This window comes from Bacillus sp. THAF10, from assembly GCF_009363695.1.
Lineage (GTDB): Bacteria > Bacillota > Bacilli > Bacillales > Bacillaceae_I > Sutcliffiella_A.
In genome coordinates, this window is sequence record NZ_CP045403.1 from 676,645 (window position 1) to 702,246 (window position 25,602).

Below are 25,602 nucleotides of genomic sequence, written 5' to 3' on the forward strand. Positions count from 1 at the left end.
GGAACACCCGTTAAGTAATCCGATTTCTCCCATAATACATCCGTACTCTAATTCCAACCCGACTCACGTCAATTGTTGCTCCGCAAACTCACGATACAACTGATGCGACGCCACAAGCTCCTGATGGGTACCTTCACCAGTAATCTTCCCCTTTTCAATAAAAATAATTTTGTCCGCATTGACAATTGTGGACAGTCGGTGAGCAATTACAAAGGTGGTGCGGCCTTCCATCAGGCGGCTCAGCGCTTGCTGGACAATCCCCTCTGACTGGCTGTCCAAGCTCGCGGTTGCTTCGTCCATCATGAGCATTTTCGGGTCGCGTAAAAAGGCTCTGGCAATTGCAATTCGTTGCCGTTGTCCGCCAGAAAGCATGACGCCACGCTCGCCAACCTCGGTATCTAGTCCGCGCCCAAACTCTGCAATAAACTGATCGGCGTTTGCCATGCGGGCAACTTCCCACAAACGTTCATCCGAAATGCTATCTTTATTTTCTAATCCATAACACAAATTATCACGGATGGTGCCGGCCATCATTGGGCTGTCCTGTGATACATAGCCTATTTGTTGACGCCATGATTTCATGGATAACACCGAAATAGGGACGCTGCCAACCAATATCTCGCCAGTGCTTGGCTCATAAAATCGCTCCAGCAACCCAAACAACGTCGACTTTCCTCCGCCACTTGGACCGGCAAAAGCCACCATCGTACCAGGCTCCACATCAAACGAAACACCTTGAATGATGGGTTCGCCCTCGTTATACCCAAATGACACATCTCTTACTGCAATTGGTTTGTTGGAGATATCCAATGTCTTTCCCTCTTGGCCGGGCTCTTCTTCTAAATCCAAGATGTCAATGATCCGTTCTGTTGCACCCTTTGCTTTTTGTAATTGCGTAAAGAACATCGTAAAGGAAGTAATCGGGAAAATGATTTGGAACAAGTAGAGTAAGAACGCTACAAGTGAGCCGGTGGTCATCGTACCTTCTGCAACCCGGATGCCTCCGTACCCAATTATGATCACAATCACTAGCATGACAACCATGTACATTAGTGGACCGATGACAGCGAAAATGCGTGCTTCTTTTAGACCGAAAGTCAAAAGCGTGCGAATACCTTTGCGTCCTTTGCCTTCTTCGGCGGCCTCGGCATTCGAAGCTTTCATCAGTCGAATTTCACTGATCGTTTGCTGAATGCTGCCTGTAAAAGTGGCCGTTTCATCCTGCATCCCCCGCGAAATTTTGGACATTTTTGTCCCAAGTGGAATCATTACTAACGTGGTGATAGGCACCGAAATGAGCATTAACAGCGTCATTTTCCAGTCCATCACCAGTAAAATAATGATGGCACCGATAATCGTGATGATTCCCGTAATGAACTGAGGGAAATGCTGCGAGATTAAATCCTTTACAATTCCGGTGTCATTAACCACGCGGCTGACCGATTCCCCACTTGTTTTTTTATCATAATAACTTACCGGTAAGCGAAGTAGCTTGTTCCACATTTTCTCGCGAAGTCCTGCGACAATGCGCTGCCCAACGTAGGCAAGGGAATAGGTGGATAGCCCGTCAATTACTGCCTGCAAGATAAACACCGTTGCGATTATAATCACTAGTGTGATACTAATGGCTTCCATTGAAAAGCCGTCTACCATTTCACGTGTTAATAATGGAATGGACAGTCCGACCATAGTCGTAATTAAACTTCCCAATAATCCTAGCGTTAGCGCGAGTTTAGGAATTTTTGTTGAAAGAATAAGCGATAGAAATCTATTCATATTTGACCCTTGCTTCATGATAGTCCTCCTCGAAAATACAGCCTCTTTCTATTTACTAGTTATGCTCAATAAAAGTTCCGGGTAATTTGTGTCTATTTTTAGACGGATTGTTTTCAGCATCTTGTTCATTTTGAGTTGGTGAAATATACCTTTACATATTTCACCATCATACTGTATGATACATAGTATAAGATATACTGTATGACGCATAGTGTATGATACGAGGTGAACAGAAGATGAATGACTCACTACTACAATCCTTGACAGTGGAGCTGAGGCGCGGAACACTGACTCTCGCGGTATTAAGTCAATTGCGAACGCCACAATATGGCTATTCGCTTGTGCAATTGCTAGAAAAGAGTGGAATTACGATGGAGCAGAGCACCTTATATCCTTTGCTTCGCCGCCTAGAAAAACAGGAACTCGTCACAAGCAGCTGGGACAAAACAGAGAGCCGGCCAAGACGGTACTACGTACTGAGCGATGACGGAATCAAAACTCTAGAAAAACTAACAAAGGAATGGGAAAAAATGTCCCAAGAATTATCGGTATTATTAAAGGGGGAGGAGCAACGTGAAATTGATTGAAATATATGTACAGGAGGTTGTGAGACGGCTTCCTGAAAAGCAGCGAAGTGACATCGGGCTTGAGCTGCGATCCACCATTGAGGATATGCTGCCAGAAAATTTTACGGAGGAAGATGTAAAAGACGTGCTAGCAGAGCTTGGACATCCAGCAAAGCTTGCTGCAGGTTACCACGACAAACCGATGTATTTGATTGGCCCAAGATACTTTGATGTGTACGTAAAACTATTAAACCTTATCATTCCGCTAGCGATGGTCATCTCCTTTGCAGTAGTAGTGGTAGGTGGTATCCTCTCACACACAGGAGGATTAACGATAAATGGTGTTCTTGGAATGATTGGGGAAGGAATTTGGGTTAGCATTGGTGCTGGAATGCAAACATTCTTTTGGATTACGCTTACCTTTGCGCTAGTAGAGCGTGTTGACAACTCAGGTAAAACCAATCCGTTAACAACCAATTGGAAAGAATGGACTCCTAATGATTTAAAGGAAGTTCCCTACATTCCAAAGGAAAAAGCCATTTCGAAGCTAGAGTTCTTCGGAAGCTTCATCTGGTCCGTCATTTGGGCTGCGTTTTATTTTAACGCCAACCGAATAATAGGAATCTATGAAAATAGTCCAGATGGATTAGTACTGAAAACGCCAATCTTTGATCAAGATGTCCTGCTCTCGTATTGGCCATTGGTGATTCTCGTTATCCTGACCGGCCTCGTATTTTTTGCGTATAAATGGAAGCTAGGGCAGTGGACAAAAAAGCTTGCTTTCGCAAATACAGTTGTACAGTTAGTTTCAGTCAGCGTATTTATCCTAATCTTTAGCAATCACTCGATTTTTAACCCCGAATTCCTTGTGTTCGTAACCGAGAAATTAGGCGTGACGCTTGCGATCGATAAGATGCTCTGGCTAGCAATTGTCATTACTGTCATCTCTTCGGCTGCGGATGTTTATCAAGGGTTTCGGAAGGCTGCGAAGTGATAAGAACTACGGGCAGGCGGGGAGCTTGCCCTTTTTTTTTGTGTGGAAATTGGGGATGATTGTTGTAGCGCAAATAAAACGGAGATAGCGCAAATAAAATAGATTTAGCGCAAATAAAACCAAAATAGCGCAAATAAAAATGAAACATCGCAAATAAATCAAAATCTCCGCAAATAAAAACCGCACTCCCGCAAAAAAAATCCCCAGACGAGACCTCCACATCAAAAAATCCACCTCTACTCCTCAAGTAGTGGTGGCTTCTTTTTGTTTCACAGCATCTTTAAGCTTGTCCCAGTCCTCCAGTTGGCAAATCAAGTCAAACTTAGATAGCGAGTGGAGTGTGCTCTCAAGTAAAAACCATCGAGGCTCATTTGTATTCGTTGGTGCAAGCTCGTCATGTAGAAAGCTCAGTAGTTCTGTTAATTTGTGAGCCTCTGGGTGCGCTTGAATGCTTTGTTTTATACGATGGATAATGTGGCAAATCGTCTCCTTGTTTGTAGGATGCTCTCCCGGAAACAGCCTGTCCATAACGTCTGCTTCAAGCAGGACTTCCTTTGTTTTCGAAACATCCTCCACCATATTCACAAGACGGTTCACACTAAATTGCACAACCCGGTGAATGTCGAGTTTTTTGTCATGCGTCATTGTGTAGTATTTAATATTGTGATTGAGAATTCCGAGGAACATGATGGCGCAATCCCAGAGATAATCTCTTTTATCCTGGCCGAATATTTCCACAAACCGCTGATGTACCCAGGAAAGCATCCGAAGCTGACTGAAACGGATGAACTCCTTTAACTCCGGGTCATTAATGAATATGACTTCTTCAAAGAGAGAGATCAGTTTGTTGTCCCGATTTGTTTCCATCTGCAGCTCAAACTGCCTCATGAATATATCAATATCAGCAGGATTTTCGCCAAGCAATAGCTCATCCCGTTCTTTCTCCATTTTTTGATATAAGGTTTTAAAAAGCTCAATTAAAAGCTCGTTTTTAGAGGAAAAATAATTATATAATGTACCCTTCGCAATGCCACTCTCGTCCAGAATGTCCTGAATGGAGGTCGCTTGAAATCCTTTTTCAATAAAAAGCTTATGGGCACACGCTATGACATGTAGTTTTCGATCCTTCATTTCATCACCTAATTAAAATAGACTAGTGGTACAAATTTAATAGTACATGATATCGTCATCTTACACAAATGGTAAATTAGCAATGATTTCAAGATTGCTAAAATTAGACTGATGGTATAAAATAAACAAAGGTGAAATAGTAGTATAAAAAATGAACTACAAGTATAAAACGGGGGAGTAAGTATGCAACAAGCAGAAAAAACAACGAGCCGTCCACCATATGGCATTATCGCCATTTTGATGATCGGTGCGTTTATTGCGTTTTTAAACAATACATTATTAAATATTGCCCTGCCTTCGATTATGGCAGAGCTTAAGGTGGGGCCATCCACCGTCCAGTGGCTGACCACAGGATTTATGCTCGTCAACGGAATCTTGATTCCAACGACCGCTTTTTTAATTCAAAAATATTCAGTGCGAAACCTATTTATCGTGGCAATGGGACTTTTTGCATTAGGGACAATGATGGCGGGGGTAGCACCAGTTTTCGGAGTGCTATTGACTGGCCGGATGCTTCAGGCAAGCGGAACAGCAATCTTGATGCCCTTATTAATGAATGTTATGTTAGTGAGCTTTCCAATTGAAAAACGCGGAACCGCAATGGGCTTTTTCGGATTAATCATGATGGGAGCCCCAGCCATTGGACCGACACTTTCTGGCTGGCTTATTGAGCACTATGATTGGAGAATGCTTTTCTATTTTGTTGCTCCAATTGCGATTGTTGTTTTCTTGATAGGAATCTTTTTATTGAAGGATAAAAAAGAGAAGCAGGATATTCGTCTAGATATGTTCTCTGTTGTGCTTTCTAGTCTTGGATTTGGTGGACTGCTGTACGGATTCAGTTCAGCCGGTTCACGTGGGTGGGACAGTCCACTAGTGTATGGGACAATTACACTTGGCGCGGTGTCGTTAGTGTGGTTTATTTTACGACAGCTTGGTCAAAAGCGTCCGATGTTGAACTTTACGATCTATCGTTATCCGATGTTTGCCCTGTCTTCTGCCATTTCGATGGTGGTAACGATGGCAATGTTTTCAGGGATGATCTTGCTGCCAATCTATGTGCAAAATATACGCGGAATCTCTCCACTTGATGCAGGATTACTGATGCTGCCAGGTGCGATCGTGATGGCATTGATGTCACCTATTACCGGTAAGCTTTTTGATAAGTACGGGGGACGTGCTTTGGCGATTGTCGGTCTGGCGATTACTGTGGTGACAACGTACTTTTTCAGTCAATTAACATTCGAAACAACGTATACACAGCTGTTAATTTTATATACGGTGCGAATGTTCGGAATGTCGATGGTGTTTATGCCAGTATCCACGAACGGGTTGAATCAGCTGCCAGCTCGCTTTTATCCGCACGGAACGGCTATGAACAACACGCTGCAACAGGTGTCCGGTGCGATTGGAACGGCGCTGCTTGTGACAGTAATGTCGACTCGCGCAGCAAGCTATGGTCGTGAGCTTTCTGGTGGAGCAATGGCAGATCTTGGCCCGAATGCTTCTGCAGCGGAAATTGCGGCTATGGAGCAGCAGGTGTTAATGCAGGGAATGCTAGAGGGAATTAACTTCGCGTTTTTCGTTTCGACCTTTATTGCCGCTGTTGCTTTGGTGTTGGCGTTCTTCATTAAACGTGCCAAACAGGCTGAGGACCCGCTAGCTGGCGAGGAACCAGCGCCGATGGGCGAGCTTTCTAGTGTTAGTGCTGGCGGTAAGCGAAAGGTGACAGGGAAGTTGGCGGAGAATAACTAAATAATGCTTTGGGATTTATGGAGTCCGCTTCTGCCAGTGATGGTGGAGGCGGGCTTTTTTTAGTTTGTGGGGGATGAGGGGGTGGATTGGCAACGGTGGATTGGTGTGCAAAGTTTGTCTGAGTGTGTCGAATGGCCTTTATATTAGTAAAAGTCGCAAATAAAACAGAAACAGCGCAAATAAAATTGAATCAGCGCAAATAAAACAGAATCAGCGCAAATAAAAAGAAATCTCCGCAAATAAATCTGTGCAACAGCTAAACTAAGAGTCAGCAACGAGCAAGAAATCCCTCAAAAATCAACATTCACACAGCAAAACCCACTTATTTTTGTAAAATTTTGATATTATTAGAAATAAAAGCTAATCCAGGGGGCCTAAATGAATAGAAAGGTAATTTTTTTCATTATTTTTGCAGTATCCATTAGTTCGATTGTATATTTTGGGATGAATTTATCCGGTAAAGTGGATTCTGAAGCTTTATCTGATTTTCCTTATCCGGATCAAAGTACTTGGACTCTTCCAAAGGACATGACATGGGAGGATTACCGCGGCATACCGAATGTCAATTGGAATGAGATGGATGATGTGAAACCAGAAAGAGAATTAAAGGGAGCATTGATTCTTGTGGATTTTCCGGACAGGGAATTTATCTTGACCCAGCCTGAGGGAACTGATTTTGCAGGGAATCCAGTTGGAGTAGATGCGATAAAGAGAGAAGACTTGCCAGAGTGGTGGGTTAATTTCCTAAATAAGCCGCAGGAGCTGAATAATTTCAGGACGATAAATGAGTACTGGAGAGAAAACTCGTTTGGAAAATGGGCGGTTGATTTAGAAGCTTTTGGCGTGTACAGGATGGACCATCATGAGTTTCAATATGGGTTTAATGAATTTGAACAACTGGAATCTATGCCTGAGGGGTATGAACCGAGGGAGCTTATCGAAGACGTAATGGACGCTGCTGAAGCGGATTTGAAAAAGTCAGGCAAGGAGTTTGATTTTACCTTTATTGTTTATGCTGGATATAGTGAGTCAGGGATTTGGAGGGAATTTGGGATGAAGCGATTTGCAGCTCCAGAGGAAATCCCAGCAGAACTTGGACCACCTGCTGAGCTTGAAAATGTACCTAATTGGGCTATTTCGAGGTATGTGCCATGGACATCGTATCGTGCAGCAGCAAGTATTTGGGATAAAGCATATATAAATGAAAAAATTTCAGTTCAAGCTGAAGCGAGCGGGCTAGCGACTTTCGCACATGAATTTGGGCATATTATGGATTTAGGAGACAATTATAACCTCCCACATGCTGATCCTGTGTCCAGAAGCTTTTCGGGTCCGTGGGAATTAATGGACACTGGTTCTTTCAATGGACCAGGTGGACAGAATTCACGTTGGCACGTCCCGGCAACACTCGGCTCGTCCTCCCCATCCCACCACATGCTAAGGAATAAAATCATACAAGGTTTCCTGAAAGAGGATCAATATATCTTTGCTTATAGTAATGACCTGAAAGAAAGTGGCCCATTGTTTACTGATGTGCTGACACGCTCTGTTCCAGCAGGACCGGAGTTTGGTAGAGAAGGAATTTATGGGCTGAAAATAGGGATTATGGACAGAACACCAAGAAACTATTTAATTGATGACCATCGTGCCGATATGCAAAATGGCTCTCTTTGGTACAATCATTATACATTAGAGGTGGTCGATCGAGTTGGTTTTGACTCGTTCCTAATGGATGCAGGCGTTCTTTTGGCAAAAACGAAAACGGATGAGGCTTGGCCTAATATTTGGGTCATTGATTCTCAGCCGGAAGATATCAATGAAGTGGACTATGTAGATGCAAATGGAGAGGAAGTCATGGTTTCGCTAGGTGACTATCAACAGCTTGCAGACGCTCTTTTTAAAGCGGGAACTGCTGAAGGTGTTGTGAATGAGTATGTGGATCCTCACAATCAGCTTCATTTTTACATTTTAGAGAAAAAAGTGGCAGAGGATGGTGTCCTTTCCTATCGAGTTGCCGTTCGGAACCTAGAGGGAGCAGGACCATACAAAAGAGGTCTTTCTTTGGAAAAAGGAAAAATGCTGACTCCGAAGAAATCTAGCATTGCCACTCACTTTGTAAAAGTGACGAATGAGGGCGAGGCAACAGATATTTTTCGATTAGAAGCTAGTACGGATAGTAGTTTAGAAGTGGTGCTGGTAAATAATCTTATAGAGGTGGAAGCGGGAGAAACAGTAGAGGTCCCTGTTTATATTAGAGTTCCGGAAGAAAAAACAAAGGCAACTATTCAATTTAAGGTAAGCTCGGAAACGGATGAGGGACAGAAACAAGAGCTAGATTTAGAAGTGGAAGTTGGAGGGTGAGTGGAATCTATTGAAAAATAGTAATCTAGAAAAAGCGTTAAGGTCTGCCAAAGCAAGTTTGGAGCTTTCAGGTTTTCAGGTAGATGAACGGCATACCGAACTGATACGTCATAATTTACTAGGGGAACTTTCAGATGAGGATTTTTAAGCTGAGGTTTTGCGAATGGGGATACATAGATTTGTGAGAGGGAGAGGAAAGTTATAAGTGGATGAAGACCGCACAGGGGAGAGGTGTCCTGTGCGGTTTTTTGGGGACTTTCTTTCAGGTTTGCGTGTGTCGAAATATACTCGTTGGTGTCGAATGGCATTTATCTTAGTCGACTTGGACAGAAAAATGAAAAAGTGGCTTAATTATTTGAAAAGCGGCTTAATTAATGAAAAGTTGGACAGAAAAACCCGCAAAGTGGCTTAATTATGAGGAGCGCTTGCCGCAGCCCCACTATACGCCCCCCCAGACACCCCAAAAAACCCTTAATTTCCCGCGAATCCACCTCACTTCCCCAGCATTCCACACCTTCGCGCCCCATTTCTTTACTTTATCCCCACCGTTTGCTAGATTTGACTGTAATCTTGGCGATTTATTGCGCCCTGAAAGGCTAAAAATGGAGGAGAAGCCCACATGACCAACTACGACTACACTCTGAACGTAAAAACGGCAGATATACAAATGGGCATCCACCGTTCCTTCACTTATCATCGTTATGAGCCGACTCCATACGAAGCGCTTGATACGCTTTTTGAACAATATGAGCCCCCCACCAAAAGCGATCATGTCATCGATTTCGGGTGCGGCAAGGGACGGCTGAACTTTTATCTTGCGGACAGGTTTGGTGCACAAACAACTGGCATCGAGATGAACGAGGAGCTGATTACCCAAGCGAACGCCAACTTAACAACCTACCGCGGAAGGAATAAGCAAGGAATTGAGTTAATGCAAGCCAAGGCAGAGCGGTATGAGATTCCGCACACCGCGAATCGCTTTTATTTTTTCAATCCGTTTACGATTGATATTTTTCGGAATGTCCTTAGCAATATTTTATATTCGTTGGAGCGGACTTACCGGCCAATGGAGATTATTTTCTATTACCCCGCAGCGGATTTTGTTTATTTTATGGAAGAGCACGCTATGTTTTCATTAAAGCTCGAGGTGCAGCTTGAGGGCTATGAGAAAGATCCGAATGAGCGGTTTTTAGTGTATAAGCTTTCATTTTAAAGGAGGAGCTTCTCCACAACGGCGTCAAGTTCCTCCGCTTCATCCTTCCCCAACACAGCATATTTGCATTCTCCACTTCTTAAATAGCGATAAATAATGTGCGCTTTGTCGATTTCAAAGCGGTTCACTTTGTGTGAGCGAATGGGTGGCGCTGTTTCTAAGGTGTGCCGTACATCTGCGACTACTTTTGATGTATCCTCATAAACCCGACTAAACAACACGTCTGTCCGCCAAATCACAAAAACCTTCCATTTCCCGTCTGCCAGTTTTTCCACCACGAGAAATTGTTGATTTCCCTCTGTGAAGTCTTTTACTTCTTCTTTTTGTAAAAGAGAGAGGAAGGCGTGGAAGTAGTTTCGGTAGGTGGCTGCTTTTTCAAAGGCAAGGTCTTCTGCAAGCTTCTGCATTTTTTGTTCTACTTCCGTCAGCAACTCATTACTTTCTCCTTGCAGCATTGCCACAAACCTCCTCACAATCTCGTTATGCTCATCGACTGCTTTGCCGCCAAGACAGATTCCGCGGCAAAGACCGAGGGAGTAATTGAGGCAGGGGGAGCCGTTGATTGCGGGGTTGGAGCATTGTAGGCGGTACATCTCGCGCAGTCCCAGCAAAGCAAAGTTTACGCCTTTTTTGCTGCTGTATGGGCCAAAGCTCCACCCGTCCTCTCCTTGTAAAGGGTGGGTAGAAAGCCGCATTCGTAGAAGCTTGCCGACTTTTCGTACGGTTAAATAGACAAACGCTTCCGGGGTTTTCATCTGCCGGTTAAAGGTGGGGCGAATTTCTTGAATAAGCTGCCATTCTAACAAAAGCGCCTCAAACTCGGTGTCGGTTTCGATGATGTCTAAGTCACGAATATGTGTGACGAGTTTTCGTACTTTGGAGGTGTGAGTGGCACCTCCCCTAAAGTAGGACTGCACCCGCTGGCGAAGTGACTTAGATTTTCCGACATAGATGACCTCCCCGTGTGTATCCTTCATTAGGTATACGCCTGGTGTTAAAGGCAGTTGTTTTATTTTATCAGCAAGCTTCATCATACACCTCCTAGGAAAAAAGACTCTATGTTAAAATTTTCGAAACCTTACAAAAATTCAAGTATTCATGTAAAATTAAGATATTCCTTTATGGAAAGAGTACCAAAGAATACAAAAAAAGAACAAGAAAAAAAGAGGGGGGCTCAACATTGAGCAGAGAAACATGGAAAAGGATATTTAGTACTATACCTGATGAGGAGCTTGTGGAACTGGTGGGGGTCTGGTCTCTACAGGTAAGGGGGTTCAGACAAATCAATCAGGACAATATTCAAAAAGCGCGAGCAATGGTGGTCACTGAAGCGTTGAAGCCGAGAAATTTGACCATGATTAAGGCTTTTTATCGAATTTCAGACGAAGATATAGAGGATAGGTCTGAGCCTGACGAGGAAATTACGTTGGAATTTCTTTTAGAGAATTATAGAGAAAAAGAAATGGAGCTTCATTATATTTTAGGAAGGCTTTATGCAAGCGAGGATGAAAAATTTCATCGATTGGCAGCGGAGTTTGAGCAGCATCTTTTACAAGAAAATAAGGTGAAGGAACTTGCAAGCCTAATAGAGGAAAAAAACGACGATGATGAGCAGCTTCAGGAGAATTCGGAATGGGAAAAGAAATTCGAAAAGTCGGAAGCGAAAAATAAAGATTTGCGCGCTAGAATAGGGGAGTGGGAAGCAAAGTACTCGCAATTTAAGCATCAGGCTAAGGAAGAGAAGCAGGGCTTGTTGGCAGAAAAGCAAAAGCTTCAGCAGGAACTGGGCACGGAGCGGAATCAGCACAAAGAAACCATTGAAAAAAATGAGAGAACGTATACGGAAAACGAAAAACTTAAAGAAGAATTAGCCAAGCTTCAAGCGGAAATAAACCATTTAAATGCTCTGCTGTTGAAAAAAGCGCAGGAAGTTCCGGACCGAGCGGAAGAAACGAACGTGCAAGCAGGAAAACTGCAGGTCGCATTAGTGGGTGACCCAAAAAATAAAGTGACAGAAAATTCAGATGAATACACCTTTCGTATTCTGGAATGGATGGAAGCACAACAAGCGTTGGAGGCAGAAGAGCTGGGAGAGTGTGACGAGATATGGATGATGACGTATCTTGTGCCACCGCAAACGAGAAGAAAAATTAAAAGAGGGGTCACCAAACAAATACGGGAATTCCATGACTTTCAAGCGATGAAACAGTATATAGAGAGAGGTTGAGTGCGAATGAAAAAGGTGTGGGAATATGATGTAGTCGGGGTTTTAGCGGATAGTGATCATAGTGACGATTGGAGTTACAAGGACTCCATCATGATAAACAAACAAGAAAGTCTTCAATTTTTAGTGCGGATTCTTTCGCAAACAGCGGAAAGCTTTCCGAATGCTAGGACAGTAACTGGCTTTTATTCAGACCTGGAAAAATGGGGATTTGAGGATGACTTTGGGCAACCAGAATTTATTCGAAAAGAAAAGCTTCGTGATTGGTTGGATAATCGCTTGCTTATTTTTAAAGTGGAAAAGCGTGTAAAGTACAATCACGAAGAGGTCTTTAATATGTATGATGTGCGGGTAATGCCAAAGCTGCCAAGTTATGAGCGGGATTTAAAGCTGATGCCTGTGCCTGTTTTTGATAAACATATTCTTGCAGGAACAAGAGATGAATTCTGCTACCGGCTGGTGAACAAAAAGTTCGTTGGAAGAATTTCGGAGCTTTCGCATGAACAAAGTGATACCCCAGCTGTAATTTTTTGGAGAGAGGAAACAGCGGACGATGAGGAGTACGAGGTGTTTGGGCTGTTTGATAAACACCAGTATGCACATGGTGGCTTTAACTTTGAGCTTCGTGACCGTCTGCGAAATCTATCTTTTCAAGAGGAGTGGCTGGATGAATGCTATTTGAGTGATGAAAGCCCGCATGTAGCGTTTGTACCAGTTTCGTTGTATGAGAGAATGCTAGAGCTCCTTGAAGAAGAGGAAGCCCTGTCGGTGATACCCGAAAGGTCTAGTGGTTCTGAAAAAACAAAAGAGGTTCACCAGGAGGAAGGGCAGGTTCAGGAAAAGGTTGCCGTTTCCGTGCTTGATCACTCAGCAGGCAGTTACTTTGCTCGAGAGGAAAACGAAAAGGAACAAGACTTTATGAAGCTCTTGTTCAGCTATACAAAGGATGCTGGCCTTCTTTATAAAAAAGAAAATCTCGTAAACTTTCACACAGCGATGAAATCCTCCTCGCTTGTGATCCTTTCTGGAATGAGTGGAACAGGAAAAACAAAACTAGTGGAGCTGTATAGTCAGTCCCTCGGTTTAAAAGGGGAACAGCTAACGTTTATTCCTGTTAGCCCTTCTTGGACTTCGGATTCAGATTTAATTGGTTATGCGGACACATTAAATATGGTATACCGTCCTGGTGATTCCGGTCTCATCAATGCGCTACGTAAGGCTGAGGACGATAAGGATCGGCTTTATGTCATCTGCTTTGACGAGATGAATCTGGCTCGGGTGGAGCATTATTTTTCCCAATTCTTATCGATTTTGGAGATGGATCCAGGGAAACGAGTGCTCAGGTTATACAATGATGACCTAGAAAGCAGGCTGTATAACTCTGCGCAGTACCCACCAACGATTGTGATCAGGGAAAATGTGCTATTTGTTGGTACAGTCAATATGGACGAATCCACCTATCATTTTTCCGATAAAGTGCTCGATCGGGCCAATGTGCTTTCACTTGAGGTGGTGCCTTTTTCAGAAATGAAAAACCTACCTGAAAAGAAGAAGGGGATGGTAGTGCGAGCAGATGAAGTGGATTTTGACGCCTTTGAATCCTTTCAATATAAAAACAAAAGTTTAAATCTTGATGAACAGGAGCTTGCTATCCTCTGGGATATCCATCAATATATGCAGAATGTGAACAAGCAGGTTGGGGTGGGGCCTCGGATTGTCAAGCAGATTGACCAATATCTTGGCAATCTCCCAACACAGGAGTTTATCTTACGTGAGGATGCCTTTGACTTACAGGTGGTGCAACGTATTCTGACAAAAGTGAGAGGATCAGAGGATCAGCTTCGTCAGCTGCTTGGTCGGTATAATCGCGAGAAGGATACAGTGGAAGGGAGCTTGTTTATCCGCTTGTTTAACGATTATGCGCATGTTTCTCATTTTACCCAAAGCCGCAGCACGATCAAACAAAAAGCGAAAGAGCTGAAGTACAATGGATACACCATGTAATGTACACCCATTTCGAGTGCTCTTTACCCATATTTTTCAAAATGGCACCAAAGAGGAGCTTGAAGTCACAAGCTTTGTCGAACACCTTTCTGAATGGGATGATTCGATGCATTCCCCCATTGAAATTCGGGAAAATGTCAATTTGGAGCTGAGCTTCAGCAGTGAGGATTCTGCTGCTAAATGCTATATGGACGGGTTCGATGAGTTAAAGGGAGGCGGACTTACGATTGATCACGAAAATGAGGATACGTATCTTGCCTGCAATAGCAAGGTCACCCTCTACCGCCATTCTCCTTCAGAAAATTATTATCCATATATCCCTGGTCTCTATAGTCTTCGGGTGGAAACAGGAGAAGGAAAATCCTATTTTTCCCTTGTAAAAGTCATTTCCAACCGGCTTTTTGAAGCACAGCTGGACAAAATGCGAAAAGAGGTAGAGGAGCTTCTTAAGGGAGCGGCGCTGCATGTCATTCAAAAACAGCACAGTCCGAAAAGTCTGGAAGCCTTGCGAATTAACCCCAGTCTTTTTCGACAATACCAGGTGCTGCATCATTATTTTGCCGACATTTACGCCCTCGTTGCTGATTTGCAAAAGAAAGTGCGGTCCGCTGTTGCGAAGGAGTATATCCTGCAGTCGGCGGAAAAGCTGGCACATGTGGATGTAGTGAGCATTCAGCATAAGCTTAAACGACCTGACACCATCCATCAGGTAAAGTCTGTTCATAAACGCATTGATTACGACCTACCGGAAAATCAGGTACTTAAAAATATTTTAGAAAAATGGATGCGTTTGCTTCATGAGTTTGTGGAATCGATGGATGTAACCATTAATGGGTTAACGGTAAGTAAGGAGTACAGCTTTTCTATTTCACTCCCGTTAGACCGTAAAAGAAGGCTAGTAGAAGAATTAAAGGAGTATCGTGGCAAAGCAATGCGCATGAATGGGGCACTCACGATGGTGAAATCAAGCCGCTGGTATCAGGAGGTCTCGTTTAAAAAATCGCTAGCCATCCCCCAAGCAATGTTTGTTGATGCAAGGTATCGTAAGCTATACCAAATTGACCAAGCCTTGGGAGCGGATGAACTACCGGTCCACACCGGACTGAGTCAGCAATGGAAGCGAACAGACCAACTGTATGAAATTTGGGGCTGGCTCCAGGTGGTGGAGGTGATGCGGGAGGCTGTTGTGAGGGGGAGTGCACCTGCATGGATGGATTCTCGGACAAGTTTACCACCTGTGGCAAAGGATAATATGCTGCAATATGTGTATGAAGATATCCGCGCGCATATTACCTATGATGGCACGATACCAAGCAGCATGGATGCCGTCGAGAAGTGGACGGTACCAGTGTTTACAACTGCAACCAACAACAACCCGGATGTTCGGATTGATTTATTTAGGGCAGACGTGTTTATCGGCACCATCATGATTGACATGAAATACCGTAAAAAGCAATCCCTCACCGATTCGATGCGCCAGCTCACAAGCTATGCCGATAATGTCCGCTCCCCGTTTATTTACGGAGGACTGCGTTGGCAAAAGCTTCGTCCTGTTCACCAAGTGCTTGTTCTCTATCCGGAAAAGCACGGGGACATGGCGATCGAAGAACTTGAAGACAGGAGCATTAGCTTTGTTCCACTCACTCCAGCAGAGGACCAAACCGTTTTCAGGCAGACGCTTGTGAGACTTGTGAGAGAGATGCTGGAGGAGGCACGCTGAGAGAGTGTAGGGAAGAGTAAAAGGAAAATTGGCCGTCACGAAGGAGTGAACGGCCAATTTTTTATTTTATTGCAGGTATTTTGATTTTGAGCATAAACTCGTGATCCTTACATACGAAATCAAGGTATCCTTGTTGTTCTTTAACAATATCTTTTATTATTTTTGTTCCAAGCCCCATGTGACCGTCTTCTGTTCGTTTTGTTGTATTTCCATATGAAGTAAATAGAGAATCTAACACGTGAACGGGTACGGAGGTAGTGCTGTTTTTGGAAATGAGCATAAATAACCCGCTTCTTTTAAATAATTGGAGCGAAACCAAAGCGTCATTTCCTGTTTTTTGTTTATATTCTATGCTTGCGTCCACAGCATTTTCTAATATGTTGCCGATTAACTCTACTAGTTTTTGATCCCGTATGGGGATAGTGGATAGAGGGACATCTAAATTATAAATAATAGAAATATTGGCTGCTTTTGCTCTTTTATACTGGTGGTGCAATACCCCAGCAATCACCCCGCGTTCCCCTTTGATGCTGAAGTTTGTCTCTTCATAATTTTCCACGATTTCATCCAAATAACTCTTTGCTTCCATTCCCTTATTCTTCTCTAACATGAAATGAAGGGCAGAAACGTGTTTTAAAAAGTCATGACGCTCCGCACGGACGACACGAAAGGTTTCATTAATATGAGAGCGTTGTTCTTCATTATGATGTAATTCTTTTTTCATCCTCTCCACTAGCCAACCCATATGGAGGTGAAGATAGTTTAAAAGGAGAAAAGATAAAAATAACACAGTAGCTATAAAAAGATGATTGCTAAATAAGGTTGCAATCGTTAGCAAAACTTGAACAATAGCAAAAGCAGTGTTTATCTGCCAACTAAGACTATCCATCTTTACTATTGTTATTTTGAATAGTAGGTATGCCACTGCCGCCGTTAAGATAACACTTAAGTAAATGTTGAGCCACTCTCCGGCTATAGCGTGGATATGTAAAAAGCCAAGCGCGCCGGCAGCTGTCCAAAAAATAGAGGAAGTTTTCACGATAATCCACCTTTAGAAGTAGTTTTCCTGCAGAAATTCCACTTTATCTTTCGTAATTATGGCCTTTCCTTCGATTCCTTCAAATGTAACCATGTAGGAATTTTTTGCATAGAGCGAAAAGCTTTTAACGTAATGGATGTTGATAATGAAGGAGCGATGGGAACGCAGGAAATCACGTTCACGCAGCTCACCTTCCAATTCATTTAATGTTAAGTAGGTTTTGATAGATTCGCTTTTTGTATAAATGGTAGTAGAACGACCGGACCTTTCTATAAAAACAATATCCTTCTTCTGGATAATGTGGATATCATTCTTTTGTTTTAAATAAAGCCTGCCTGTGATTTCTGCGGACTGTGTTTTTTCCAGTAGTCGCTCGATGCTTTTGATTAAGCGTTCTTTTGAGTAGGGCTTCATGATGTAATCATGAACGTTTAATTCAAAGGCATGAACAGCATATCCACTACTACCTGTCACAAAGATGACAGCGATGTTCAAGGCGTGAGAGTGGATAATATCTGCCAGTTCATAGCCTGATAGATTCGGCATTTCAATATCAGCAATTAGTAAGTCAATCGTTTCTTTCTTTATTTGTTCATATGCCTCTTCTGCCGATTGCGTTGCAAACACCACGTCTATTTGTGGGATGGCTGAAGCAATGCCACGTAGTTTTTCTAGATCAATGAATCGGTCATCAACAAGACCAACCTTCATATAAAACACCCGCCTAGCTTGTTACAAATGGTCTCCTAGTTCAAGGGGAATTATCTTTATTTTACCATTAATAAGAACGATTTGGTCATTTTCACGACATCAAAAGGATTATTCACGACATAACTAAAGATTCATCATCAATTAATTTGTATGATGAAAGCAAGACATTAATTAAATGAGGTGACAAAATGATTGAGATTAATCAAGTGACCAAGAAATTTCAAGACAAAAATGTTCATGTGACAGCATTGAAGCATGTGAGTTTTACGGTAAATAAAGGGCAGGTAGTCGGACTGCTCGGAGAAAATGGGGCAGGGAAAACGACCTTATTGCGATCTATTGCAACCCTACTGACACCAACGGAAGGGACCATCACGGTAGCGGGCTTTGATACAGCTCAAAAACCTGATAGCATCAAACAAAAAATCGGCGTTCTTTTTGGTGGGGAAACTGGCCTGTATGAACGATTAACCGCCCGTGAAAACCTAGAATATTTTGCAACATTGTATGGATTAAGCAAGCACGAAACAAAGGTGCGAATTGACGAGCTTGCCAAAATGTTTGGAATGAGAGATTACTTGAATCGTAAGGTGAATGGCTTTTCAAAAGGCATGCGCCAAAAGGTTGCCATTGCCCGGACTTTGATTCACAATCCCGACATCATTTTGTTCGATGAGCCAACAACAGGTCTTGATATTACGTCATCCAACGTTTTCCGTCAGCTTGTTCATCAACTAAAGCGGGACGGCAAAACGATTATTTTCTCCAGTCACATCATGGAGGAAGTCAGCATGCTTTGTGACTCTGTTGCGATGATGCACAAGGGTGAACTTGTTCATCACGGCTCACTTGAAGCTCTATATAAAGAAGAAGGCAGCAGAGATTTGAACTATATTTTCATGAGTAAATTAGTAAGGGGGAACACAACCTATGCTTCGTAAAATCTATTTAAAAGAATTAAAAGATTCCTTCCGTGATCGTAGGACCTTATTTTTAACTGTATTTCTACCAATTGTCATGATGACAGGTTTGGTCCTGTTTTATGAAAGCATGCTATCAGATGGGGAGGGGGAAACCTTCTCGCTTGCCGTCACAGAAAGCTTTGGAGCTGAAGAAGAAGTACTTTTTGCCGGAATGGATAATATCGAGTTCGTAAAAGGGGAAAGCCCAGAAGAGATTGTTGAGGATGGCAACGCGCAGGCCGCTTTAATTCTTGATGATAGTTTCTTTGAAAAAGTAAAAAATGGCGAACAGGCGAATGTCTCCCTTATCGGAAACTCCTATAGTCAAAACTCTTCTATTCTTATGCAACAAGTGACCACTGCGCTTGGAAACTATGAAAAGAAGGTCATTTCTGAGCGACTGGAAGCTCAAGGTACCTCTCAGGATATCATTCAGCCTTTTATGATTGAGCAAAAAGAGCTCACAGAAGAATCCGCTGGAATCAACATGCTAGCAATGCTCATCCCTTTAATTTTGGCTCTTTCCATTGGAATTGGCGCTGGCCCAGCGGCATCCGATTTATTTGCAGGTGAAAAGGAAAAGAAGACAATGGAGGCCCTTTTGATGACTCCAGTCAGCCGTATAACGCTATTATTTGCAAAATGGTTGACGATTTCCACAATCGGAGCACTCTCTGGATTGGTGACATTAATCGTGGTGGCGTTGGAAATCAACTTTTTAACCGAAAACATGAAGGCTGGGGTTACCTTTGGAGATAGTGCGGCACTTGTCATCGGTGCTGCCATCGTAGTTTCGGTCGTCTACGCCATGTTTATAGCAGCCCTTCAGATGATCACAAGCATTATTGGTAAAACAGTCAAGGAATCACAAAGCTATAGCACGCCTATTATGCTAATTGCCGTTTTTCCAACGATGATTATCTCTGGTATTGGCATAAACGAGCTTGCTTTGCACCATTTTGTCATTCCGGTGATGAATATTTTTACTATTTTAAAAGAATTAAGCTTTGGAATTGTGAACTTCGAACACTTGGGCATCATGATTGGAAGCAATCTTTTGTTCATTGTTGTCTCACTTATCGCTGGAAGAATCCTGTTTATGAAGGATAAATGGGTAATGAATTAATCTCGAGGAAGAGTGGTGATATTCATCACTCTTTTTTACATGTACACATCTATATGTGAGACTAGTTGTTTTTGAAGTATAACGGTTTCTTATGCGAAAGCATACCTGAAAAATTAATCAACAAAAGCCCTTCAAACAAAAAAGAGGGGCTTTTACCATGTTGTAAAAGAAGGAAAAAAGATGGAAATGGTTGAACTCTTTAATAAAAGGGGGATAATGATGTTTTTTAAGAAGATGACTTCCAAACAAAAAAATCATTCTGATAGGGCAATGCAAGTAGGATACATCACATTGCTATTTCTTTTATTGGTGAATCTAGTAGGAGAATATCTTTTTGAAAAAGAAATTCTAACCACCATCCAAATATTCATTTTAGGTGTTTTCATTGTCTTTATCTATGAAATATTACTAAACTATACCTATAAAATAACTTCTAAGAAAAATTAATTTTGGTTCCTTTTTGTAAGGCTCTTTTCTAAAAGATTGTTGCTATTAACTTGGAAAAAGTCGGCTTTAAGGCTTTTTCCTATCTTTTTCCGAAGAAAAATTGCCACATGTTTAAATCTTCTTCCACGAAAAGAGCACGACCGCAACGTTGATTACGTTTGTCTTATCTATACGCAGTAGCAACAAAGTTTACGAAAACAGCCTTTTGTAAAAGAAAATTGGAAAGAAGAGGTGGTAAGTATGGCAGTAAACACATTAATGACTTGGACTTTCTTACAAGAAACAGAGGTAACAAAGGAAATTAAGGACATCTTAATTGAAGATGAAATTCCAGAGGTTGCCTACAAAACCATTAGGGATGTAGCAGTGGTGACGAACAAGCGAATCATCATAGCTGACAAGCAAGGCTTAACGGGCAAAAAAGTAGAAGTTTATACGATCCCGTTCAAATCTATTGTCATGTACTCCTCTGAAAATGGAGGGATGCTTGATGCCAATGCCGAGCTAGAGCTTTGGACAAGAGCAGGGACCTTTAAGCTTAACATTAACAAAAAAGTCGACATTCGAAAGCTGGATCGTTTAATAGCAAAACATATTCTCTAAGAAACATGCACCTCCCCATCCTTCTTCTGCATACGCTATTAGGCAGAAGTCTAGATAGGGGAGGTTTTTTGATGTATGCACATCCTAACGCCGGGCCATTCCGGCAAACACAAGCAGATCAACGTCTGATCTTTTTTTATCCTCGCCCACGACCATACTACCCGTACTATTACCCATATTATCCTGCTCCATATTATTATCCATATTACTACCCGAGGCCCCGTCCGTATCCATATTACCGGACGGTAGAGCAGCTGCCGATTTCCTCAACAGAAGATTCGGATTTGCGTGCTAGCTGGCGAGAGTGGGAGGATCTTGGAGCACCGTTGTTAGGAATGAAAGGGGCTCCGGCTGTCTCTTCTTGGTCGGAAAATCGGCTGGATACCTTTGTTCGTGGGGAAGATAACCGGATGTGGCAAAAGTTTTGGAACGGCAGACGATGGAGTCGTTGGAATGACTTAGGAGCGCCTCGTGGTGGGCTTCGTAGTTCCCCAGCTGCCGTGTCCTGGGGGTCAAATCGAATTGACACCTTTGCGCGCGGTGCCAATGATGGCATGTGGCATAAATGGTGGGATGGTTCTCGCTGGAGTCAGTGGGAGGACCTTGGCTCGCCACGAGGTGGGTTCAAAGGTGCACCAACGGTTTCCTCCTGGTCAGAGAACCGCTTGGACTGCTTTGTTCAAGGCCTAGATAACAATATGTGGCACAAATGGTGGGACGGCTCGCGCTGGAGTCAATGGGAAAATCTTGGCTCGCCACGAGGTGGCTTAACGAGTGAACCAGGTGCCGTATCTTGGGGACCTAACCGAATTGATTGCTTTGTGCGTGGCCTAAACGAGCGCATGTGGCACAAATGGTGGGACGGCTCACGTTGGAGTCAGTGGGAAAACCTTAGTACTCCAAGAGGAGGATTTTCCGGTGCTCCGTCCGCCGCCTCTTGGTCAGACAACCGAATTGATGTTTTTGTCAAAGGCGACGATGACCGGATGTGGCAAAAATCTTGGAACGGCCTGCGTTGGGGCAATTGGAGCAACCTCGGAGCACCACGCGGAGGTGTTCAATCATCTCCAGCGGCTGTCGCATGGGGACCATACCGTCTCGACACGTTTGTCCGTGGCAACAACAAAAAAATGTGGCATAAGTGGTATGCCTAATAGAGGGTTGGTGGAGCTTGCTTGGCGCGTTAGCGTCTGGCAGGCTTTTTTTGTGGGGATGGTGTGTGTGGTCGGGTGGGGTGGTGGTGGTGGAATTGGTCAAAAACGGGTTTTGATGCAATAACTTGGAAAAGTGATGCAATAATCTGAGGAAGTGATGCAATAATCTCGAAAAGTGATGCAATAACCTCACAAAGCGACGCAATTACCTAGTAAAATCCTCACAAAACCGCTGTTAGCATGTTTTTTTCCTCATCGAAAGCATAAAGTAACCTCTATTTTTCTTGTAAACTCAAAAAGCGACACTAGATTACCAACTTCCCACAAAAAACCACCAAAGATATCAGAAAATTATTGAAATTACCACTCGTCTCAGTTTAAACTGGTATTACCACACGTGAATCTGGTAATACCACAGGCGATGAAAGTTCCACTATCACACCACCACCAAAAAGGAGGCTCCATTCACCACTATGCGTGCAACAGATAAGATTGAAAAACAACTCATTAAAAACATTTTAAAAGCAGACTACAAACCTGGCTCACAAATTCCATCGGAAAGAGAGCTTGCAACAACGTTCGTAGTAGGCAGACCAGTCATTCGTGAAGTTTTGCAGCGTCTCGAACGCGATGGCTGGCTTACGATCCGCCAGAATCAGCGGGCGACTGTGAACGACTATTGGAAAGAAGGCAACCTGATGACCATCGTTCATATTCTAAGTCAAGAGGACACCGTCCCTGATAGTTTTATCATTCATCTTTTAGAATTGCGTAAAAGTCTTTCCCCATCCTATGTAAAAGGAGCAGTGCAGCATCAACCACTCCAAGTGATTGGTCTGTTAAAAGAAAGCGAACAAGTACCTGATGAGCCATCCGCGTTTGCCAAATATGATTGGAACCTTCAGAAAGGATTGGCATCAGCCGCTCCAAACCCTATTTATCTTCTAATTTTAAATAGTTTCCAAGAACTTTACTTAAAGATGGCTACCTATTACTTTGAGCAAAAAACATATCGAGATGCATCGAGAGCTTACTATGCGGAATTGATAGAAGTTGCCTTAAAGAAGGACGGGAATCGTGCGGAAGAGCTAGTAGAAGAAATGATGGAAAAGAGTATTGAAATGTGGAAAAAACAATACATGAAAGGGGAGCAAAGGCATGAAGGGACACTATAAAGAGTTTTTCTTTTTCCCAGATATAACGGTGCTGGTATTGCTAATTGGAGCGGGTGTTACTGCGCAAATCTTGCATGGAGTAAGTTGGATTATTACAGGGGTATTTTTGTTTGGTATGCTTACTTTTATGTTTAGTGAGTACCTCACTCACCGATTTTTATTTCATATAAAAGCTCCAAAAAATCCTTTTCTATTAAAATTGATTAAAAGACTGCATTATGATCACCATACTAATCCAAATGATCTTCACCTCTTGTTTCTGCCGCTATGGTACAGTTTACCAAATTTATCCATTATAACACTACTTTTCTATTTAATCGTGGGCAACCTGTGGCTCACATTGGCTTTTGCAACAGGACTTCTTACCATGTTCCTTCTCTATGAATGGAAGCACTACGTTGCTCATCGTCCCATCAAACCAAAAACAAGATTCGGTCGCTGGGTCAAAAAGACGCATATTCTGCACCATTTCAAAAACGAAAATTACTGGTACGGCGTCTCCACCCCTTTCGTCGACGTCCTCTTTGGCACCCTTAAAGACGAAAAGCAAGTATCAACAAGTAAAACCGCCAAGGACTTAGAAAGTAGAGGGTAACATGGAGAAGGTTCTGCTGTCTTGACTCAAGAAAGGACCCGTAGAACCTCCCCTGGCCCTGCTTATGTAGAAGCATTCAAGAGCATCTGCCACCAACACCTTGTTATTGTATAGTATGTGAGACCACAGTTCCCTAATCGCCGTAAATCAACAAATATCTCCAAATTTCAGCGTACCTGCCTTTTTTGAAAACTGTCTAATTGTGGTTTAATAAAATACATTGGGGGTATTGATAAAAGATATTATAGAAAGAAGTTGATGCATTTTGGGAAATTCAGTTTTTAAGATATCTGTAGGGATTGCCCTTGTGTTTGTCGTAATTGGTGTTTTAATTCCTGAACAATTAGGCAGCGCAATGACAGTAGCCCAAGGATTTGTACTAGAAAAGTTTGGCTGGTTTTATCAGCTAGTCGCCACGTTCTTCCTCTTATTTGCCGCTTTTATGATCTTCAGTAAGTTTGGAAAAATCAAGCTTGGAAAAGAAAATGACAAGCCAGAATACTCTCGTCCAACATGGTTTGCGATGCTATTTTCTGCTGGGATGGGAATTGGATTGTTATTTTATGGTGTTTCTGAACCAGTTTCACATTTTGCAACGCCACCGCTTGGAGAAGGTAGTACCGAGCAATCTGCCATTACCGGAATGCGGTATACATGGTTGCATTGGGGCCTTCATGCATGGGCGATTTATGCAATTGTCGCGCTTGCACTTGCTTATCAAAAATTTAAGAACAATGCGCCAGGACTTATGAGCGCCACGCTTCGACCTGTGCTTGGTGAAAAAGTGAAAGGACCAATCGGTAAAACGGTTGATATCGTTGCAGTCTTCGCTACGTTGTTTGGTGTGGCCGCGTCTTTAGGGCTTGGTGCACAGCAAATTAATGCAGGACTCGAATATCTTGTTGGGATGCCCAACAATTTCACGGTGCAATTTATTATTATGGCAATCATCACCGTTCTTTTCATTGTTTCAGCAACTACAGGAATCTCTAAAGGAATAAAATATTTAAGTAATATTAATATGTCACTTGCCGTTATTCTCTTTTTTACGATGTTAATTCTTGGCCCCACTTTGTTTCTATTAAATATGTTTACTACTACGCTCGGAAGCTATATTCAAAATGTCGGGTTAATGGGTCTGAGGCTTTCTCCTTTTGATGAAACCGAAGCTGCCTGGACACAGGGCTGGACCGTTTTTTACTGGGCTTGGTGGATTTCTTGGACACCGTTTGTCGGAATGTTCATTGCTCGTGTCTCTAAAGGGCGTACCATTCGAGAGTTTACCATCGCAGTATTACTTGTTCCGACTTTCGTTTGTGCAATTTGGTTCACCGTGTTCGGTGGAACAGGAATCTACCTAGAAATCATCCAGGGCTTAGATGTGTCCGGACAAAGTTTAGAAACAGCGATTTTTTATGTGTTCCAACAGCTACCATTTGGTATCATTTTATCGGTGCTAACGGTATGTTTAATCACAACGTTTTTTGTCACATCTGCAGATTCTGCAACCTTTGTACTTGGCATGCAAACGACGGGTGGAAAATTAAACCCTCCTAATAAAGTAAAAGTTATTTGGGGAATTATCCTTGTTGCTTCTACGCTAGTACTAATGGCCTCCGGTGGATTGGCTGGCCTGCAAACTGCTATCATAGTGAGCGCGCTCCCACTCACCTTTATTGTTCTTGTTATGTGCTATGGACTGGTAAAAGAATTAAACAAGGATCTTAAAGGACTGAAAAAAAGAGGCGATGGGATAAAAAAAGCAAGTTAATGTAAATATTGGACTGTTCGAATGAAAGGTGCAAACCGTCGTTCGAACGGTCTTTTTTTCTATAAAAATAGCATAATGTCAACGTTTTTCCCCTATCTAATATAACATTTTCAATATCACAAGAACCCGAAATTACTTTGAATTTAATTTTAAATATTCTGACAAAACCACTATTTTCAAATACTGTTGTAAATTTGTCCAAAATATGAAAACGTTTTTATAGCGAAAAGAAAGTTTTTTCTGTATAATTTAGGTGTGAGAGTAATAGGGGAGGG

General features: G+C 42.6%; 23 protein-coding genes. 18 read left to right on the forward strand and 5 right to left on the reverse strand.

What is annotated here, in order from left to right; genetic code table 11:
• Positions 1-63 precede the first annotated feature (63 nt).
• Complete coding sequence (locus tag FIU87_RS03720) at positions 64-1,794, reverse strand: ABC transporter ATP-binding protein (protein WP_152443346.1); 1,731 nt, start codon at positions 1,792-1,794, stop codon at positions 64-66.
• 218 nt (positions 1,795-2,012) lie between these two features.
• Between FIU87_RS03720 and FIU87_RS03725 the strand changes: the two genes are divergently transcribed.
• Together FIU87_RS03725 and FIU87_RS03730 are read left to right on the forward strand one after the other, a co-directional pair.
• The gene (locus FIU87_RS03725; RefSeq protein ID WP_152443347.1) at positions 2,013-2,363 is read left to right on the forward strand and encodes a PadR family transcriptional regulator; all 351 of its coding nucleotides are present in this window, start codon (positions 2,013-2,015) and stop codon (positions 2,361-2,363) included.
• Complete coding sequence (locus FIU87_RS03730) at positions 2,350-3,336, forward strand: HAAS signaling domain-containing protein (protein WP_152443348.1); 987 nt, start codon at positions 2,350-2,352, stop codon at positions 3,334-3,336. The genes FIU87_RS03725 and FIU87_RS03730 overlap by 14 nt, the downstream gene beginning before the upstream one ends.
• Before the next feature lie 243 nt (positions 3,337-3,579).
• Here FIU87_RS03730 and FIU87_RS03735 read toward each other — a convergent pair whose 3' ends face one another.
• Positions 3,580-4,467: a TetR/AcrR family transcriptional regulator gene (locus FIU87_RS03735; protein WP_152443349.1), complete on the reverse strand. Its 888-nt coding sequence runs from the start codon at positions 4,465-4,467 to the stop codon at positions 3,580-3,582.
• A 183-nt stretch (positions 4,468-4,650) separates the two neighbouring features.
• Here FIU87_RS03735 and FIU87_RS03740 point away from each other — a divergent pair, with 183 nt between their 5' ends.
• The 4 genes from FIU87_RS03740 to FIU87_RS03750 all read left to right on the forward strand — a co-directional run bounded on the left by FIU87_RS03740 (position 4,651) and on the right by FIU87_RS03750 (position 9,796).
• A complete protein-coding gene (locus FIU87_RS03740) occupies positions 4,651-6,222 on the forward strand; it encodes a DHA2 family efflux MFS transporter permease subunit (protein WP_152443350.1) in 1,572 nt (523 codons plus the stop codon).
• 378 nt (positions 6,223-6,600) lie between these two features.
• Positions 6,601-8,583: a FixG Ig-like domain-containing protein gene (locus FIU87_RS03745; protein WP_152443351.1), complete on the forward strand. Its 1,983-nt coding sequence runs from the start codon at positions 6,601-6,603 to the stop codon at positions 8,581-8,583.
• Between the two features lie 10 nt (positions 8,584-8,593).
• Complete coding sequence (locus FIU87_RS20900) at positions 8,594-8,731, forward strand: hypothetical protein (protein WP_172970941.1); 138 nt, start codon at positions 8,594-8,596, stop codon at positions 8,729-8,731.
• A 471-nt stretch (positions 8,732-9,202) separates the two neighbouring features.
• A complete protein-coding gene (locus tag FIU87_RS03750) occupies positions 9,203-9,796 on the forward strand; it encodes a class I SAM-dependent methyltransferase (RefSeq protein ID WP_152443352.1) in 594 nt (197 codons plus the stop codon).
• On the opposite strand, the gene FIU87_RS03755 is transcribed toward FIU87_RS03750, so the two are convergent.
• Positions 9,793-10,830: a GIY-YIG nuclease family protein gene (locus FIU87_RS03755; protein ID WP_152443353.1), complete on the reverse strand. Its 1,038-nt coding sequence runs from the start codon at positions 10,828-10,830 to the stop codon at positions 9,793-9,795. The genes FIU87_RS03750 and FIU87_RS03755 overlap by 4 nt on opposite strands.
• A 146-nt stretch (positions 10,831-10,976) precedes the next feature.
• Here FIU87_RS03755 and FIU87_RS03760 point away from each other — a divergent pair, with 146 nt between their 5' ends.
• Genes FIU87_RS03760 through FIU87_RS03770 form a run of 3 tightly spaced genes read left to right on the forward strand, consistent with a single transcriptional unit; the run spans position 10,977 to position 15,744 of the window.
• The gene (locus FIU87_RS03760) at positions 10,977-12,023 is read left to right on the forward strand and encodes a hypothetical protein (RefSeq protein WP_152443354.1); all 1,047 of its coding nucleotides are present in this window, start codon (positions 10,977-10,979) and stop codon (positions 12,021-12,023) included.
• 6 nt (positions 12,024-12,029) lie between these two features.
• The gene (locus FIU87_RS03765; protein WP_152443355.1) at positions 12,030-14,024 is read left to right on the forward strand and encodes an McrB family protein; all 1,995 of its coding nucleotides are present in this window, start codon (positions 12,030-12,032) and stop codon (positions 14,022-14,024) included.
• Entirely contained in the window at positions 14,008-15,744 is a 1,737-nt protein-coding gene (locus FIU87_RS03770) for a DUF2357 domain-containing protein (RefSeq protein ID WP_152443356.1), read from the forward strand. Before FIU87_RS03765 ends, FIU87_RS03770 begins: the two co-directional genes overlap by 17 nt.
• A 61-nt stretch (positions 15,745-15,805) precedes the next feature.
• On the opposite strand, the gene FIU87_RS03775 is transcribed toward FIU87_RS03770, so the two are convergent.
• Positions 15,806-16,783, reverse strand: a complete 978-nt coding sequence (locus FIU87_RS03775; RefSeq protein ID WP_253905504.1) for a sensor histidine kinase — start codon at positions 16,781-16,783, stop codon at positions 15,806-15,808.
• Between the two features lie 12 nt (positions 16,784-16,795).
• A complete protein-coding gene (locus tag FIU87_RS03780) occupies positions 16,796-17,494 on the reverse strand; it encodes a LytR/AlgR family response regulator transcription factor (protein ID WP_152443357.1) in 699 nt (232 codons plus the stop codon).
• A gap of 188 nt (positions 17,495-17,682) precedes the next feature.
• On the opposite strand from FIU87_RS03780, the gene FIU87_RS03785 reads away from it, so the two are divergent.
• The 9 genes from FIU87_RS03785 to FIU87_RS03820 all read left to right on the forward strand — a co-directional run bounded on the left by FIU87_RS03785 (position 17,683) and on the right by FIU87_RS03820 (position 25,327).
• The gene (locus FIU87_RS03785) at positions 17,683-18,435 is read left to right on the forward strand and encodes an ABC transporter ATP-binding protein (protein WP_152443358.1); all 753 of its coding nucleotides are present in this window, start codon (positions 17,683-17,685) and stop codon (positions 18,433-18,435) included.
• Positions 18,425-19,582 carry an ABC transporter permease gene (locus FIU87_RS03790; protein ID WP_152443359.1) on the forward strand — a complete coding sequence of 386 codons (1,158 nt, stop codon included), beginning with the start codon at positions 18,425-18,427 and terminating at the stop codon, positions 19,580-19,582. Before FIU87_RS03785 ends, FIU87_RS03790 begins: the two co-directional genes overlap by 11 nt.
• Before the next feature lie 216 nt (positions 19,583-19,798).
• Positions 19,799-20,029: a hypothetical protein gene (locus FIU87_RS03795; protein WP_152443360.1), complete on the forward strand. Its 231-nt coding sequence runs from the start codon at positions 19,799-19,801 to the stop codon at positions 20,027-20,029.
• A gap of 240 nt (positions 20,030-20,269) precedes the next feature.
• Positions 20,270-20,632 carry a PH domain-containing protein gene (locus FIU87_RS03800; RefSeq protein WP_152443361.1) on the forward strand — a complete coding sequence of 121 codons (363 nt, stop codon included), beginning with the start codon at positions 20,270-20,272 and terminating at the stop codon, positions 20,630-20,632.
• Positions 20,633-20,703: 71 nt separating this feature from the next.
• Complete coding sequence (locus tag FIU87_RS21200) at positions 20,704-21,786, forward strand: PLL family lectin (RefSeq protein WP_216647545.1); 1,083 nt, start codon at positions 20,704-20,706, stop codon at positions 21,784-21,786.
• On the forward strand, positions 21,779-21,910 hold the full coding sequence (locus FIU87_RS21525) for a hypothetical protein (protein WP_301538653.1): 132 nt from the start codon (positions 21,779-21,781) through the stop codon (positions 21,908-21,910). Before FIU87_RS21200 ends, FIU87_RS21525 begins: the two co-directional genes overlap by 8 nt.
• Before the next feature lie 349 nt (positions 21,911-22,259).
• Entirely contained in the window at positions 22,260-22,961 is a 702-nt protein-coding gene (locus tag FIU87_RS03810; RefSeq protein WP_152443362.1) for a GntR family transcriptional regulator, read from the forward strand.
• On the forward strand, positions 22,945-23,556 hold the full coding sequence (locus FIU87_RS03815) for a sterol desaturase family protein (protein ID WP_152443363.1): 612 nt from the start codon (positions 22,945-22,947) through the stop codon (positions 23,554-23,556). Before FIU87_RS03810 ends, FIU87_RS03815 begins: the two co-directional genes overlap by 17 nt.
• Positions 23,557-23,821: 265 nt before the next feature.
• Positions 23,822-25,327, forward strand: coding sequence for a glycine betaine uptake BCCT transporter (locus tag FIU87_RS03820; RefSeq protein ID WP_152443364.1), 1,506 nt, complete (start codon positions 23,822-23,824; stop codon positions 25,325-25,327).
• The last annotated feature ends 275 nt before the right edge of the window (positions 25,328-25,602 follow it).